Genomic DNA, 14,809 nt, shown 5'->3' on the forward strand with positions numbered 1-14,809 from the left:
GCACTTCCAGAAGGCACCCGCAAAGGCACCCGCAATCGCGCCCGACCGCTCGGAGGCACCATGTCCACCACCAGCAACGCCCTACCGCCCGTCGTCGACCCCTCCACCTGGGAGGAACAGCTGGCCGCCCTGCGCGTACGGGAGAAGGCCGCCACCCGCGAGCTCGACGCCATCGCGGCCGAGCGCCGACGGCTGCCGATGGTGGAGATGCCCGGCTACGTACTGGAGGGCGAGGACGGCCCCGTCCCCCTCGCGGAGGTCTTCGGCGACCACCCGCAGCTGATCGTCTACAGCCACATGTGGCACGAGGGCGCGCAGTGGCAGTGCCCGGGCTGCACCGGCTTCACCTCACAGTTCACCCGCCTCGCGGGCCTGGAGAAGTTCGACGCCCGTTTCGTGATCGTCACCCAGGGACCGATCGACGAGGCCCTTGCCTACAAGCGCAAGGTCGGCAACGCCATGACCTGGTACTCGACGGCGAACAGCCCCTTCGGCACCGACATCGGCGCCCCGCCGAACGGCGGCTTCGCGGTCAACGTCTTCCTGCGCGACGGCGCCAAGGTCTACCGCACCTGGCACACCGACGGCCGCGGCACCGAGCAGCTGAGCCACCTGTTCGGCCTGGTCGACCTCCTCCCCTACGGCCGCCAGGAGGAGTGGCAGGACTCCCCCGAAGGCTGGCCCCAGTCGCCGACCTACAGCCGCTGGGCGACGTCGAAGGAGATCGCGGCCGCTTACGGCGAAGGCGTCTGAGGCGCCGGGCGGTCCCGCACAGGCCGACACCGCCGCGCCGCAGATTGCGAAGGCCCCCACGGCTCCCGAGACCGCCCGGACCGCCCGAACCAACCGAACCGCCGCGCAGCTTCTACAGTGTCCCGGGGTGAGGGGACCGGGTGGGGTAGGACGATCGGAAGGGGCGGCACACAGACGTGTTGCAGATCGAGCGGTTGGCCGAACTGAGGCCCGTTCACCAGCGTCAAGCTGCCGGTCTGGCCCTGCGGCGATGGCGGGCGCCGGCACTCGCGTTCGCATGGGATGCCGAATGGGGCGTCGACACGAGCGTGCTGGAGTCGCTGTTCCGGCTGGCAGCAGAACCTGCCGGCGAACAGCTGGACACCGCATACGGCCAGGCACTCGCCGAGCTGTGCGCGGCCCCGCTTTTCACGTCCGAGGCCGACCCGGACACGGTCCAGCTCGTCCAACTGGAGGCCGTCGGGGGCTTGCTGGCCTTCGGGCAGGTACTGGAGCAGCCGGACCTGGACGGAGTCGAGCGAATAGTCGGGTTCTCGTCCGGCCTGGCGACCTACCTCGACGCTCTCGTCGACGCTTCGTTCTACTCCCACCCCTCGGAGGAAGCACATCGCGAATTCCTCGCGAACCTGGCGGACCGGACGAGCGGCAGGGGCTATTTCGCCGCACGCAACCTCGTTGTCGAGTCCGCCTGCCACAGCGCCCTCCGCGCGATCCCCGATTCCGAAGGGCTGCTCGCAACGGCCACCCACTGCCAACTGTTGTCGCGGTGCGACGACTTCGGCGAGGAGCTCGTCGCAACGCTGCGGTGGCTGCGCGTGACCGGCCATTGATGAGCTGAACTTCGCCCGACGGCCCGCCGCGTGCAGGCCCGCCCGGCAGGGTCAGGGAGCGGTGGTGAACACCGCGACCGTGCCGGCGCCGGCGGTCAGGGAGTGGCCGCCGGTGAAGTCGGCGGTCAGCTTGCCGACCGGTACCGGGAAGCCGTCGGCGTCGACCGTCGGCGTCGAGCCGTCGGTGTAGGCGTACTTGTTCAGGGTGATCGTCCCGGTCGGCTCGGTCAGCGGCACGCTCTGCGGGGCGGACGTGCGGTTGACCAGGACGAACGTCCAACCGCCCGAGGGCAGTCGGCCGGCCAGGACCCGCACTCCCGGCGGCTCGGCCGGCGCGTGGAGGACGGAGCCGGCGGGCAGGTAGCGGCACAGCAGGCTCCACGTGTAGAACCACGGGCGCAGCGCGGTCGAGTGCGGCGCGACCGTCCCGGGGTCGTCGCTGCCGCGGCCCCACATGCCGCAGTACGTGGTGGAGGCGTACCCGTCGAGGCACCACGCGGCCGCGCCGTCGACGCCGCTGCGGGCCTCCTGCACGGCCAGGTCGGCCATCCGCAGCGGCTGCGTGGTGTCCAGGGCGAACCCGTAGTCCTTGCCGTCGCCGTCCTGCGACGCCTTCATACCGGTCTCACCCAGCAGGACGGGGGCGGCGGGCGCCGCGGCCCGCAGTTGCGGCACCGCCTGGCCCATCACCGGCTCCACGTACTCCGGCGCGGCGCCCCACAGCTCCTGGCTGTAGAAGTGCGCCTCGCTCGCCCCGACCAGGCCGCTGCTCGCGGCGTTCAGCCACCAGTCGGTGCTCTTCCAGGTCCCGGTGTCCAGGGCCGTCTGCGTCCGCGTCAGGTCGTCGAGCGGGTCGAGCAGGGTCGTCGTGGCGTTCGAGACGCTCATCGAGCCGACCGTGTGCTCGTACGGCGACGCGGCCACGGACAGGCGCAGGTACTTCGCGCCGGCCGAGCTGGAAGCGGTGTAGGTGGAGAGCCACTTGCCGCCCTCGTTCTTGCCGGTGACCATGGCGACCGGGGTCGGCGCGGGCACCGCGACGTCCCGCCAGGCCGTGCCGTCGGCCGACCCCTGGAAGGTGACGGCCGTGTCGGTGGCGGTGTCGGAGTACACCTGGGCGGTGAACGAGTTGAGACCGGCAAGCTTCCACACCAGGGCGGCCGGGCACTGGCCGGTGCACGACACGGTCTGGTGCCCGAGGTCGCCCGCGTAGGAGGAGATGCCCGCCTCCGCGGTGTCCGGTCCTGACAGCGTCGTCCTGCCGGTGTCGACGCCCGCCGTGCCGAACGCGGCGGCCAGGTCGCCGGTCGCGGTCACCCAGTCCGCGTAGCGGTTGGCGGGGGTGTCCACGTTGGGCTCGTTGATGCCGATCCAGTAGCGGGGCGCGGCGCCGTCGTCCTGCAGGTGCTTGACGAGCGCGGCCTGGACGGCGGCGGTGTTCGGCGCGGTGTACGTCAGGGTGCCGATGCCGAACAGCCCGCTGACGACGGGCACGCCCTCGTCGACGTAGTGCTTGACCACCTTCTCGGCGTTCAGGTACGCGTCCGTGGTGAAGTCGTAGGCGCCACCGGAGTCCGTGCCCGTCCAGTACCACGGGAGGTTGAACATGACCCGGACGATCCCCGGCTTGATGTAGTCGGTGCGGGAGGTCATCAGGTTCCAGTCCGCGGCGTTCCACGTGGTGCCGTTCGGAGGCTGCGGGTTCTGGTTGTAGCCGAGGCCGAGCCACCGGCTGCTGACGACGTCGTTCGCGGCGGTGGCGGAACTCGGGGCCGGGGTGGACAGGACCGCGGCCAGTAGGGCCGCCGCGGTGGCGAGCGCCGTGTGCAGGAACCGTGGCCGCCGGGGGCGGCGAGCAGTCGGCCGGGGACGCATGCGAACGCTCCAAGGACGGGGGGAGGGTTGAGCGGGGCAACAGCGTGGCGGAGGCCCGATCGTCCGCGTGAGTCCGGATTTGGCCACACCGCCACGGCACTTCCGCAGCTGCCGCGCGGGTGCGCCTCGCCTGCCGCTCTTTTGTCCACAGGGCTGTGGACAACGACACGTCCGCGGCTACGCCCTCGGCGAAGGCACCGCTCGCCGGCACGCTCTCCGTGCTTGGCTGAAGAAATGGATCTCTTGGTACTGGGCGGGACAGCGTGGGTGGGCCGTGAGGTGTCGCGGCAGGCCGTGGAGCGCGGGGACCGGGTGACGTGCCTGGCCCGCGGCGAGAGCGGTGACGTGGCCGAGGGCGCGGAGCTGGTCGTCGGGGACCGGCGCGACCCGGCGGCGTACGAGAGCCTGGCGGGGCGGGAGTGGGACGCCGTGGTCGAGGTGTCGTGGCAGCCGGCGTTCGTCCGCGGGGCGCTGGCGGCCCTCGGGGAGCGGGCGGGGCACTGGTCGTACGTGTCCTCGGTCAGCGCGTACGCCTCGCACGGGCAGCCGGGTGCGGACGAGTCGGCGGAGCTGCTTGCAGCGACCGGGCGGGACGAGGTCGACAGCGCGGAGTACGGGGAGGCCAAGGTGGCCAGCGAGGAGGCCTCGGCGGCCGCGGTGGGCGACCGGCTCCTCATCGCGCGGGCCGGGCTCATCGGCGGTCCCGGTGACCGCACCGGCCGCACCGGGTACTGGGTCGCGCGCGCGGCGCGCGAGCCGCTGGCGCCGATGCTGGTGCCGGCCTCCGACGGCGTCACGACGCAGGCGGTCGACGCGCGGGACCTCGCGGCGTGGCTGCTCGACTGCGCGGATCGGGGGACGACCGGGACGTACAACGCGGTCGGCCCGATCGTGCCGTTCGGCGAGTGGGTCGCCCTGTCGCGGGAGGTCGGCGGTCACACCGGGCCGGTGGTGGAGGCCGGCGCCGACTGGCTGCTCGGGCAGAAGGCGGAGCAGTTCATGGGTCCCGAGTCGCTGTCGATGTGGATGGTCGACCCGGACTGGGCCGGTTTCAGCGCCCGCGACGGCTCCGCTGCGCTCGCTGCCGGCCTGCGGCACCGGCCCCGTGCGGAGCTGCTGGCGGACACCTTGCGCTGGGAGCGGGAGCAGGGTCTCGACCGGCCCCGCCTGGCCGGCCTCAGCCGCGAGCGCGAGCGCGAACTGCTGGACGCGGTGGCGAAGGCCTGAGCGCGGCCGTCCCGTACCGGGCGATCGGCGGGCCACGTCGTGCCGCGGTGCGCGGCCCGTTCCGGGAAGAGCGCCTCGGCGTCGAGCGGGCGCGGCGGTGCCGTCCTCGTCATGGCGGCGACCCCGGACACCCGGCGCAGGCACAGGGCGAAGAGACCCGGGCTGGTTACCCTTGCCGCATGCCCGCCCTCTCCCTCACCCCGCCCCGGTTCACCGCCGAGGAGATCGGCGAGGTCGTCGGGCTCTACGCGGGCAACCCGGCGTACTGCCGGGCCGCCGGCGAGTACGACCCCGAGGACATCCGGGCCGACCGCGTCGAGGCCGATCTGCGGGAGGAGGCCGGGGGCGAGGGCAGCGAGGTCCTGCTCGCCCGGGACGAGCGGGGGCGGCTCGTCGGGCTCCTGTGCCTGCTCGACCGCCACCCCGTGGACGCACTGCCCTGGATCGGGCTGCTGATGGTGCACGGCAGCCTGCACGGCAAGGGTGTCGGCCGCCGGCTGGCGGAACTCGTCGAGGAGCGGTTCCGCCGCGAGGGGCGGACCGGCCTGCGCCTCGCCGTCCTGGAGAACAACCCCGCCGCCCTCGCCTTCTGGGGCGCGCTGGGCTGGCAGGAGATCGACCGCCGCGCCGACACGCGCCTCGGCCGCGGCTGCGTCGTCATGCACAAGCAACTGGCCTGACCCGCTGGGGGGGCGGCCAACGGGTTCGGGGGCAGGCGGCGTTCACCCGGCCGTGAGCTCTCATCCCTGGGCCGGGAGGGTCGGCTCGCGGTCGTTCTGCAGGACCCACAGGTCGTGGAAGAGGCCCGGGGCGTCGCGGAGTTGGGTGAAGGTGCCGTACTGGACGATGCGCCCGCGGTCGAGGACGGCGATCTTGTCGGCGACGGCGACGTTGGTCAGGCGGTGGGTGACCAGGACGACGGCGTGGTCGGCGGCGACGCGGCGCAGGCCGGTGAAGATGCGGTGTTCGGCTCTCGGGTCGAGGGCCGCGGTGGGTTCGTCCAGGACGAGCAGGCCGGCGTCGCGGTGGAAGGCGCGGGCCAGGGCGATGCGCTGCCACTGGCCGCCGGACAGTTCCTGGCCGCCCCACCATTCGCGGGCCAGCAGCGTGTCCAGGCCCGAGCGCAGGGCGGTGACCACCTCGTCGGCGCCGGAGGCGAGCGCCGCCGCCTCGACCGGGACGTCGGCGCCCGGCAGCGGCTGGCCGAGGGTGATGTTGTCGCGGGCGGTCAGCGGCCACTTCGCGTAGTCCTGCGGGACGACTGCGACGCGCGCCCAGGCCGCGTGCGCGTCCAGCGTGCCGATGTCGGCGCCGTCCCAGGTGACGGTGCCGCCGGTGGGGAGGTAGAGGGCGGAAAGGATCTTGCTCAGCGTCGTCTTGCCCGAGCCGTTCTCGCCGACCAGGGCGAGGACTTCACCGCGCCGCACCTCCAACGTAATGTCGGTCAGGGCGGGTTGGTCGGCGTTGGGGTAGGTGTACGACAGCTGCTCGGCGCGTACGGTCTCCGGTCCCGTGGGGACGGCGTCGCCGCGGGTGATGCGGTGGCCGCCGGCCTCGTCGAGGAAGTCCGACCAGTCGTCGAGGTACATGCCCGTACGGAAGATGATCGCGCCGTAGCCGATGATGCCGTGCAGGCCCGTGGCGACCGAGCGCAGGGCGAAGGTGGCGGTGCCCGCCGAGGCGACGGATATCCGGCCGGTGCCGATGAGGAAGAGCAGCGCCGCCCAGACCGTACCGGCGGCAAGTCCCCCGGCGAGGCTGCCCAGCAGGGACATCTTCGCCGCCTGCCAGGCGGCGCGGTCAGTGGCGGCGTCGACCCTGGCGCCGGCGGCTCGGTAGCGGCCGAGCAGGAAGTCGGCCATCGTGCCGGAGCGGATCTGGTCGGCGTGCTGCTTGTCGACCAGGTTCCAGCGCAGGATTCCCAGCAGGCGGCGGTCCTTCATCGTGTCCAGCGACGCCAGATACGTCAGGCGTGCCCCCTTCACCCCGGCCACCGCCTGCGGCAGCGCGGCCAGCACGAGCAGCGGCAGCAGCACCGGGTGGACGCTGGTCAGCACCGCGGCCGCGGCGATGAGCGAGGCGGCCGAAGCCAGGATGTTCTGCGACTGGTTGAGCATGTCCTGCGAGACCTCGACACCCCGGTCGGCCGCGTCCCAGCGGTCGTTGAAGCCCGGGTGGTCGTACGCGGCCAGCTCCGCGTGGGTCGCCGCGTCCAGCAGGCGCATTTCCGCCTCGCGGGAGATCCGCGGGGACAGGCGGGTCGAGAGCCCGCCGACCGCGATGCCGAGCACCGCCCGTACGCCGGCCGCCGAGGCGAGCAGCACCAGGGAGGGGGCGGCCTGGTGGAGGCGCTCGACGATGTGGCCGGACGCGATGACCGCGGTGATCGTGCCGGTCATGGCCAGCAGCCCGAGCGCTTCCAGTACGCCGGACAGCACCTGGCAGACCAGCAGCGCGACCACCGCGTTGCGGTCGACGTGCCAGGCCATGCCCAGTGCGCGGCCCACCAGTTGGGGCAGCCGGCGGGCCATCGCCCGCAACGTGATCGCGTGGCCGGCCTCCAGCCGGCGGTCCCCGGGGAACTCCAGCCGCATCTCCTCCGGCACCGGGGTCCGGGCCTCGCCGGGGTCGCCTTTCGGGCCGGGCTCGCCCTCCGTGCCGCCGGGGGCTCGTTCCGGGCCGGGCTCTCGTTCCGGGCCGGGGTCGCCTTCCTTGCCGCCGGGCTCGCCCTCCTTGCCCTGCTGCCGCTGGGGGCCTAAGTGCGCCTTGTCGGTGTCCGCCATGACGTGTCCGCCTTCCGCCGTTCGCCCGCCGGTCGTCAGCTGGAGCGGCTGTCCCTCGGCCTCGTCGGGTCTGTCCGACGGCCGCTCCGACGGCCGGTACGACAGCTGATCACACCTGTCCGGCCCGGCGAGGCGCACTCACGCACCTGCGGGTGCACTCCGGCGCGAGCCGGTCATCCGAAGCCGCCGCCGCCCGAGTCGCCGAAGCCACCGCCGCCCCCGTCGCCTCCGCCGCCGCCGAAGTCTCCCGGGTCGAAGTCGGAGCCCGAGTAGTCGCCGCCCTCCGGGGCCGCGCCCCCGCTGCCGTCGCCCGGGTAGACGTCGCCGTAGCCGTAGCCGGGGCCGAAGAGCGAGCCGCCCAGCAGGGTGCCGACGAGCAGGCCGGGCAGCAGGCCGCCGCCGAAGTAGCCGCCCGCGTAGGGGGCGTACGCCCCGCCGGCGTTCCAGTACGGCTGCGGGCCTCGGGCGGTGTCGACGGTGCGGGTCAGCGGGTCCTCGCCGTCGTCGACCCGGGTGGCGTCCGCGGCGCAGGCGGGCACGTCGCGCGGGCTTCCGCCGGGCGGCGCCCAGGACACGTCGCGCACCGAGGGGCCGTGCCGGGGGTCGAAGAAGCACGGCGGGCGGCGTTCGGGGAGCGGCTTGCCGCCGCGGCGGGCGTCCAGCGTCGCCAGGGCGAACCGGCCCTCCTCCAGGGCGCGGGTGACGGGCTGCACGTCCTCCGGGGTGCGGGCCGACCCCATCAGCGACTTGGCGCGCTCGTACGCGTCGAGGGCCTGCGTGTAGTCGCCGCGCATGGCGTCGTCCGCCGCGGGGTCGGCGGGCCGGAAGTCCAGCCGGTCCACTTCCTCACCGAAGGCCGTGATGTCCTCGTCGACGACCGTTCGCAGCTGCCGCAGCTGCTCGCGCTGCTGGGCCTCGCGCGCCTTGCGCCGCCGGTGGAACACCAGGAACCCGCCGGCGATCAGGGCGACCACGATCGCGCCCGTCACGATGAAGCCGGTCGCGCCGACGCCCCCGCTGCGGCTCTTCCAGGAGTCGGGTGCCTGGCCGCCGGCCTGGGGCAGGGCGCCGTCCACGAAGCTGTTCAGCTCGGTGGCGGTGCTGCCGCCCGACCGCTGGACCTGGCCGACCAGGTTGTCGACCGCGGCCGGCGACATGACCTGCGGGTCGGCGCCCGCGTTGAAGCGGGCGCCGAGGTGGATGGCGTAGAGGCCGGTGATGCCGACCGCCGAGCGCAGGTCCTGCAGGACGGTGTCCGCGGGGAACTGCGGCACGGCCGGCAGCACCGCCACGAAGACCGGCTTGTTCGCCGACTTGATCCGGTCCGCCAGCGACTTCGCCTGGCTCGGCGTCAGCTGGTCCGACACGCGCGGATCGACGTAGACCGGCCCCTTCTTGAGCTGGTCGGCGACGGTGTCGATGGCGGTCGCCGACCGCGCGGGGGACGCGAGCACGGCGCCCATGGCCGCCAGGACGCCGGTGACCGCCATCGCGACGGCCAGCAGCAGGGCGCACCGTCGGAGTAGCCGTCCAGGACCGTTGCGCATGATGGCATCTCTCCTCGCTGCTGTCCCGCTCGCGCTCGCATCGCCCGATATCAGAACATTACCGGACGAATTGGACAGTAAGCCGCTGGCAGGTACCGCGGCTGACGCGTCATCGCCAGCGCCCCGCCGCCGCCCCCGCCGCTCGCTCACCCGAACGGCGGGTACCCGCCCACCGGCTGCCGCCCGCGGGCCGGCGGGCGCTCACGGCCCGAAATGCGTGAGCTTTTCGCGGCGCCGCCCTGCACGATGTCCGCATGTCCAGGACTTCCGTGCCGCAGCCCTCCGTTCTCCCGGCGTTCGAGGCCGCGCTGACCCGTGAGGCAGCCGACCCCCGCGAGGCCGACGACGACCTCGTCGCCGCGGTGCGCGCCATGGACGACGCCGGGGAGTCCGCCACCGCGCTGGACCTCCTGGCCGCGCGCCCGCACATGGTGCTGCGGCTCGACGGGGCCGTACGGCGGACGGCCCTCCATCGTCACGCGTACGCCGGCCGGAGCGGCCGGACGGCGGCGGAGCAGCCGGTGATCGACGCCGCAGGCCCGCTCGGGCTCGCACTGGCCGCAGCACTGCCCCCTGGACGGCCTGGTGGCGCGGCCTGACCCGGCAGCAGCGCGACACCGAGTTCAGAACGGACGCGGTCGCCGACTGGCGGCTGCTGGACTGGATCGGCCTCTTCGATCCCGACGGGGCGGCCGGCAGCCGCAGCTGGCGCTGGTGGGACGGCGGCGCCGGAGGACGCAGCACCGGCTGGGTCCGTTTCGGCACCGACGGGCACCCCTACGGAGGCCGGGCGCGCTGCTCTGGCTGATCGAGGCCGCGGGCGGCTGCGACGTCGACCTGCCGTGAACCGCGGGCCGGGGGATGTCGGTGGTGGGGGCTAGCGTGGAAGGCATGGGGATGGGGATGGGGACCGGGATCGCGTACGTACGCGGGGATGCGACGACGCCGCTGGGGAAGGGGCCGAAGGTCATCGCGCATGTCTGCAATGACCTGGGGGGCTGGGGGAAGGGGTTCGTGCTGGCGGTCTCCAGGCGGTGGGGCGAACCGGAGGCCGCGTACCGGCGGTGGCACCGGGAGCGGGCGAAGAACGACTTCGGGCTGGGGGCCGTCCAGGTCGTGCAGGTGGACCGGCTGCTGTGGGTCGCCAACATGATCGGGCAGCACGGGATGCGCACCGGCAGCAAGGGCGTCCCCGTGCGGTACGAGGCGATCGACACCGCTCTCGGGACCGTCGCCGCACGGGCCGCGGAGCTGGAGGCGTCGGTTCACATGCCGCGGATCGGCTGCGGGCTCGCGGGCGGGAAGTGGGAGCGGGTCGAGCCGCTGATCGTCGCGCGTCTCGTCGGCGCTGACGTGCCCGTCACCGTCTACGACCACGACTGACGGCGCCGCCGCCGGTATGAGGCGTACCTCACGAAAGTCCGACAAAAGGAACTTGCGGTTCCGCTTACCCGTCTGACCCCAGGAGGTCGATCGGAGAGGCGGGCAGGTCCAGCATGGGCGAGGCACGGGGCGGTGACGGGCACCCGGCGGAGACGGGGCGCACGGAGCACGTGCAGCCGCCGCACGGCGGGTGGACGGCGCCGGAGAAGCAGGCCGCCGCAGGGCGCCGCGAGGGCAGGCTCGACCTGAACGTGCCGCAGGTGGCGGGGAGCGCGGTCGCCGCGGTCGTGGCCGCCAAGCTCGCCTCGAACCTCGGCGTCTACGGCACCATCGTGGGTGCGGGCGTGGTCAGCGTCCTGGGCACCTGCGGCGGCTCGATCCTCCAGCACTTCTTCCGGCGCACCGGCCGGCAGGTCCAGGAGGTCGCGGTGCAGGCCCGCCCCGGCGTCCGCCGGATACGGGAGCAGGCGTGGTCGCGGACGGACGCGGCGCGAGCGGCGGACCGCACCGACCGCACGGACGGCACGGACCGCACGGACCGCACCCGAGTGCTCCCGGAGCCGGAGCCGGAGCCCGCCGGGACGGCTCCGCCCGCCGGCTTCGGTGACGGCTACGGCGAGGCCACCTCCTACCGTGCCCGGCGGCGCAACTGGAAGCGGCCGGCCGTCGCCGTCGCGCTCGCCTTCGGCCTGACCATGGGCGGGATCACCGCCTACGAGGCCGTCGCCGGGGAGAACATCAGCGGGAACGGGCACGGCACGACCATCGGCAACGCCGTCACCGGCCACGACTCGCCGCACTCCGGCGGCACCGAGCCCACCCCCAGCCCCGCCCCGGGCACCGGCGGCCCGCAGGAGCGCGACAGCGGCGGGCGCCCCGACCCGGCCACCACGCCCTCGCACCCCCGCTCCACGCCGACCCCGTCCACCGGCGCCACCCGCCCCACCCCGACTCCGACCCCGACCCGGACCACCCCCGAGCCGACGCCCACCACTCCGACGCCGACTCCCACCCCGAGCGACGGCGGCACCGGCGACGCGACGCCGACGGCACCGGCCGGGTGACCCCGGGAGCCGTCGGTCACGGCCGGAAGTGGATCACCGCGTAGCTGCCGGTGGTCCGCCAGGGCTCGCCGGTGTTCTCCAGGGCCGCGAGCGTCGGGGGTGCCAGGCCCACGGCGACGTCGCACTTCAGAGTGCGCAGGGCCAGCAGCGGGCTGGGGAAGTACGACGTGAGGCCGCCGAAGGGGGTGGTGGGCGGCCGGCGCCTGTCGCCCACCAGGCGGCGGTAGTTGAGGTCGCCCTTGACGACGGCGACGGTCGCGTGGGCGAGGTCGGCGCGCAGGTCGCCGGGCATGTCGGCGTAGGGCAGCGGGGCGCAGGAGAAGGGGTGGGCGCGTACGGCCAGGCGGCCGGCGGTGAGGGCGGACCACAGGCGGTGGGCGATCTCGCGTGCGCGGCCCGGGGCCTGGGCCATGCGGCGCAGGCAGTCGACGACGTCGGCGGTCGTGGCGTCGGAGACGTAGTAGGGGTACGGCTTGACGTGCAGGACGGCCCGGTCGGCGCGGCCGGTGCACAGCAGGTGGTCCAGGAGGACCAGGTCGGGGATCAGCTCGCGGCCCGCGTTGTCGGCGACCAGGTACACCGTCGCGGCGGCGGAGTCCGCCAGGTGCCGCCAGAACGGGGCGCTGTCGTCGGCGATGACGTGGGACTCCGCCGTGCCGGACGTGCCGGACGTACCGGACTCGCCCGACTCGCCGGCGGAGATGCGGAACCCCAGGTCGGCCCGGTTGCCCCACAACGAGCCCGCGAGCAGCGCCTGGTCCTGCGCTTCGCGCGGCAGCCCCGCCACCTCGTCCAGGGCCGCCAACTCGCCCTCCACCTCCGGGCCGTTGAGCTCGGCGCGCTTGAAGGGAGCGAAGGGGTCGACCCCTTGCCAGGGGCCGGGGCCGAAGTAGCCGACCGCTTCGAGGAGTCGGCGGTAGAAGTAGCTCTCCGCCCACAGGAACGGCACCTCGAACCACGACCGGCCGACGTGGCCCCTGCCCCACTCCGCCCACTGGCCGCCGCCGACGGCTCCGGCCGGCAGGGGTTCGACCACGCCGTGCGCGGTCTCCTCCTGGAGCGCGTCCAGGGCGAGTTGCCGCTCGGGCGGATAGGGGAAGGCGTCGCGGACCTGCCGGATCAGGGCGGGGTGCCGCTCGGCCAGTACGGTCCACGCGAACGAGCCGGGCTCGCTGACGATCACAGGTACGCCGGATGCTTCGGCCATCTCCACGGAATCCTTCGTCTTGCCCGACCCGGCCACCGATCGCCCGGCCACCGGTTACCCGGTCACGATTGCCCGGTCACCGATCGTACGGGCGGGGCCGCGCGCTGACCCGCCGAAGCGCCGCCTGCCGGGAGCGCCGTTCCGGCGGCGGGCAGTGCCCGCCGCCGGAACGGACCCGGTCGGCCTCAGTCGGAGAAGGGGACGGCGTCCGCGGCGTCCGTGTGCCAGTCGGTGACGATCGGGTGGTCGACGACGTACGAACCGACCTTCACGGACACCGGGTCGGGGTCGTCGTCGGCGACGGAGAGGATGAGGCTGTCCAGTTCCTTGCCGCCGTTGTCGCTGGTGGTCTTGGGGTTCACGCCCGCGTAGACGGTGACGCCCGCGCGCAGGGTGATGGGCTGCCCGGCGGACTGCTCCGCGGGCTTGGCCTCGGTTCCGTCGGAGCCGAAGGCGACGACCGGCACCCCGATGGGCAGGACGCAGGTGATGCCGGGGTTGGCCTTGGCCTTGATCAGGAAGTAACCGCCCGCCTGGGACTGGGAGCTGACGCTCCAGGTGATGTCGTCGGTGCCGCAGCTCTGGCCCCAGCCGGACTTGTCCGTGCTGCCGCCGGCCGTACCGGACGTGCCCGCGCTCTTGTCGCTGCTGCCCGTATCGCTTCCCGTGGTGCCGCCGCCGGAGGACTTCGGCGCGGTGGTGGCGCTGCCGGGCGTCGCCGGAGTGCTCGCCGGCGTGGATGCCGCAGGGGCGGCCGGCGCGGCAGACGTGGCCGTCGCGGTGGGCGAGGAGCCCGCCGACGCCGCCGGCTTGTCGCTGCTGCCGCACGCCGTCATCAGCAGGCCCGCGCAGGAGGCGGCGGTGACGGCAAGGGCGGTACGCAGCTGACGACGGTTCATGACGGGTTCCCCTCCAGGTGGCGGACGCGGCTGCCGGACTCCTCCGTGCCACCGCGTTGACGATCATCACCACGCTCGCGGCGAACCCGCCGGTTCGTGCCGTCTCACGAACAGGACGGTGCTGTCACGCGCCTGAGACAGAGCCACAACGGCCGCGGAAGGGACCGGGGGAGGTGCCCGCCCTCACCGCTCACACAGCAGGCGGGACGAATACCGCCAGGTCGGTGAAGGGGACGAGCCCCTCCAGGGTGTTCAGGGTGAAGACCTTGCCCCGCGTCACCGTCAGCAGGTCCCGCATGTCCTGCTTGCGGACCCCGAAGCCGCGGCCGTCGATGCAGGCGACCAACTGCCAGGGCCTTCTGCCCTCCTGTGCCGCGCTGTCCCGCATCTGCCCGAGGCGCAGGATCCGGGAGACCTTGTCGCGGGCGGTGCCGTCGTCGCCGGTGATCTTGGCCTCTATGACGACCCGCGGGGATATCTCGTCCGGGACGAAGAAGTCGGGGGCCTGCTCGAACCCGGGGACGCGTTCGGCCCGCCCGGTCTTCCTGAACGGGATGCGGTGCTGCCTCAGGAGGGCCTCGATCGCGCTCTCCATGACGTCCCCGACGCTCTCCGAGACGGCGTCGCGGTGTCCGGCGAAGGGGCGCCCGAGGAACCGCTCGTAGAGGAGCACCGCGTAGGGGACGTGGTTCTCGGCGGCGTAGGAGATGCTCGGGACGCCCTGACGGGTGTCGAACTTGTCGAGGCGGTTGACCGCCCCCTCGGGCACCTCCTCGACACCGCCCAGCAGGACGTCGCAGGCGGCGTCGAGCATGGCGCGGACGCGGGAGGCGACCAGCGGCGTGCAGCGCGCGAAGTAGCCGGGGTCCTTCTTGGCGGCACCGTCGTAGGTGCGGGCCGAGCCGTTGGGGATCGTCGCGCCGGTGCGCTCCCGGGTGAGGTCGCCCCACTCCGGCGGCGTCACCCCGAGGATCGCCCGCAGGGCCAGGAAGGCGCGCGCGTCGTCGACCAGGGCGGCCCAGCAGGTGTCGGCGTCGAAGGCCGCGAAACCGCCGGTGGCCATCCGCAGCGCCTCGTAGCCGGAGCGGAACGCGTCGTACTCCACGAAGGACGAGCCCCGCGGCATGTTCATGAACTGGCTGGTGAGATCGCCGAAGGTGACCGCGACGAGCGCGTCGAGATCAGCGCCCGCGGGCAGCCGGCCGAACTGGAAAGGTCGCGTCGTGTTCAATCCGGCCCCC

13 protein-coding genes are annotated in these 14,809 nt (G+C 73.7%); 7 read left to right on the forward strand and 6 right to left on the reverse strand.

What is annotated here, in order from left to right; all coding sequences use genetic code 11:
* The first annotated feature begins 60 nt into the window (after nt 1–60).
* On the forward strand, nt 61–753 hold the full coding sequence (locus NFU81_RS19770) for a DUF899 family protein (RefSeq protein WP_251491716.1): 693 nt from the start codon (nt 61–63) through the stop codon (nt 751–753).
* Between the two features lie 176 nt (nt 754–929).
* Entirely contained in the window at nt 930–1,583 is a 654-nt protein-coding gene (locus NFU81_RS19775) for a hypothetical protein (RefSeq protein WP_251491718.1), read from the forward strand.
* Nucleotides 1,584–1,634: 51 nt separating this feature from the next.
* On the opposite strand, the gene NFU81_RS19780 is transcribed toward NFU81_RS19775, so the two are convergent.
* Nucleotides 1,635–3,458 carry a hypothetical protein gene (locus tag NFU81_RS19780; RefSeq protein ID WP_251491720.1) on the reverse strand — a complete coding sequence of 608 codons (1,824 nt, stop codon included), beginning with the start codon at nt 3,456–3,458 and terminating at the stop codon, nt 1,635–1,637.
* Between the two features lie 234 nt (nt 3,459–3,692).
* On the opposite strand from NFU81_RS19780, the gene NFU81_RS19785 reads away from it, so the two are divergent.
* Complete coding sequence (locus NFU81_RS19785) at nt 3,693–4,685, forward strand: NAD-dependent epimerase/dehydratase family protein (protein ID WP_251491722.1); 993 nt, start codon at nt 3,693–3,695, stop codon at nt 4,683–4,685.
* 179 nt (nt 4,686–4,864) lie between these two features.
* Nucleotides 4,865–5,365 (forward strand): GNAT family N-acetyltransferase, encoded by a 501-nt coding sequence (locus NFU81_RS19790; protein WP_251491724.1) that lies wholly within the window; start codon nt 4,865–4,867, stop codon nt 5,363–5,365.
* 60 nt (nt 5,366–5,425) lie between these two features.
* Here the strand turns inward: NFU81_RS19790 and NFU81_RS19795 are convergent, their stop codons facing one another.
* Nucleotides 5,426–7,279: an ABC transporter ATP-binding protein gene (locus NFU81_RS19795; RefSeq protein WP_422665239.1), complete on the reverse strand. Its 1,854-nt coding sequence runs from the start codon at nt 7,277–7,279 to the stop codon at nt 5,426–5,428.
* Nucleotides 7,280–7,641: 362 nt separating this feature from the next.
* Nucleotides 7,642–9,015 carry a hypothetical protein gene (locus NFU81_RS19800; protein WP_422665232.1) on the reverse strand — a complete coding sequence of 458 codons (1,374 nt, stop codon included), beginning with the start codon at nt 9,013–9,015 and terminating at the stop codon, nt 7,642–7,644.
* Nucleotides 9,016–9,269: 254 nt separating this feature from the next.
* Between NFU81_RS19800 and NFU81_RS19805 the strand changes: the two genes are divergently transcribed.
* From NFU81_RS19805 to NFU81_RS19815, 3 genes are all read left to right on the forward strand, one after another.
* Complete coding sequence (locus NFU81_RS19805; RefSeq protein WP_251491728.1) at nt 9,270–9,614, forward strand: hypothetical protein; 345 nt, start codon at nt 9,270–9,272, stop codon at nt 9,612–9,614.
* A 298-nt stretch (nt 9,615–9,912) separates the two neighbouring features.
* A complete protein-coding gene (locus NFU81_RS19810) occupies nt 9,913–10,398 on the forward strand; it encodes a macro domain-containing protein (RefSeq protein ID WP_422665240.1) in 486 nt (161 codons plus the stop codon).
* A 113-nt stretch (nt 10,399–10,511) separates the two neighbouring features.
* Nucleotides 10,512–11,462, forward strand: coding sequence for a hypothetical protein (locus NFU81_RS19815; RefSeq protein WP_251491732.1), 951 nt, complete (start codon nt 10,512–10,514; stop codon nt 11,460–11,462).
* A 16-nt stretch (nt 11,463–11,478) separates the two neighbouring features.
* Here NFU81_RS19815 and NFU81_RS19820 read toward each other — a convergent pair whose 3' ends face one another.
* The 3 genes from NFU81_RS19820 to NFU81_RS19830 all read right to left on the reverse strand — a co-directional run bounded on the left by NFU81_RS19820 (nt 11,479) and on the right by NFU81_RS19830 (nt 14,799).
* Nucleotides 11,479–12,669, reverse strand: a complete 1,191-nt coding sequence (locus tag NFU81_RS19820; RefSeq protein WP_251491735.1) for a damage-control phosphatase ARMT1 family protein — start codon at nt 12,667–12,669, stop codon at nt 11,479–11,481.
* A gap of 185 nt (nt 12,670–12,854) precedes the next feature.
* Nucleotides 12,855–13,568, reverse strand: a complete 714-nt coding sequence (locus tag NFU81_RS19825) for a DUF4232 domain-containing protein (protein ID WP_251491737.1) — start codon at nt 13,566–13,568, stop codon at nt 12,855–12,857.
* Nucleotides 13,569–13,758: 190 nt separating this feature from the next.
* Nucleotides 13,759–14,799, reverse strand: a complete 1,041-nt coding sequence (locus NFU81_RS19830; RefSeq protein ID WP_251491739.1) for a hypothetical protein — start codon at nt 14,797–14,799, stop codon at nt 13,759–13,761.
* Between the last annotated feature and the right edge of the window lie 10 nt (nt 14,800–14,809).

The organism is Actinacidiphila cocklensis, assembly GCF_907177275.1.
Classification (GTDB): Bacteria; Actinomycetota; Actinomycetes; order Streptomycetales; family Streptomycetaceae; genus Actinacidiphila; species Actinacidiphila cocklensis.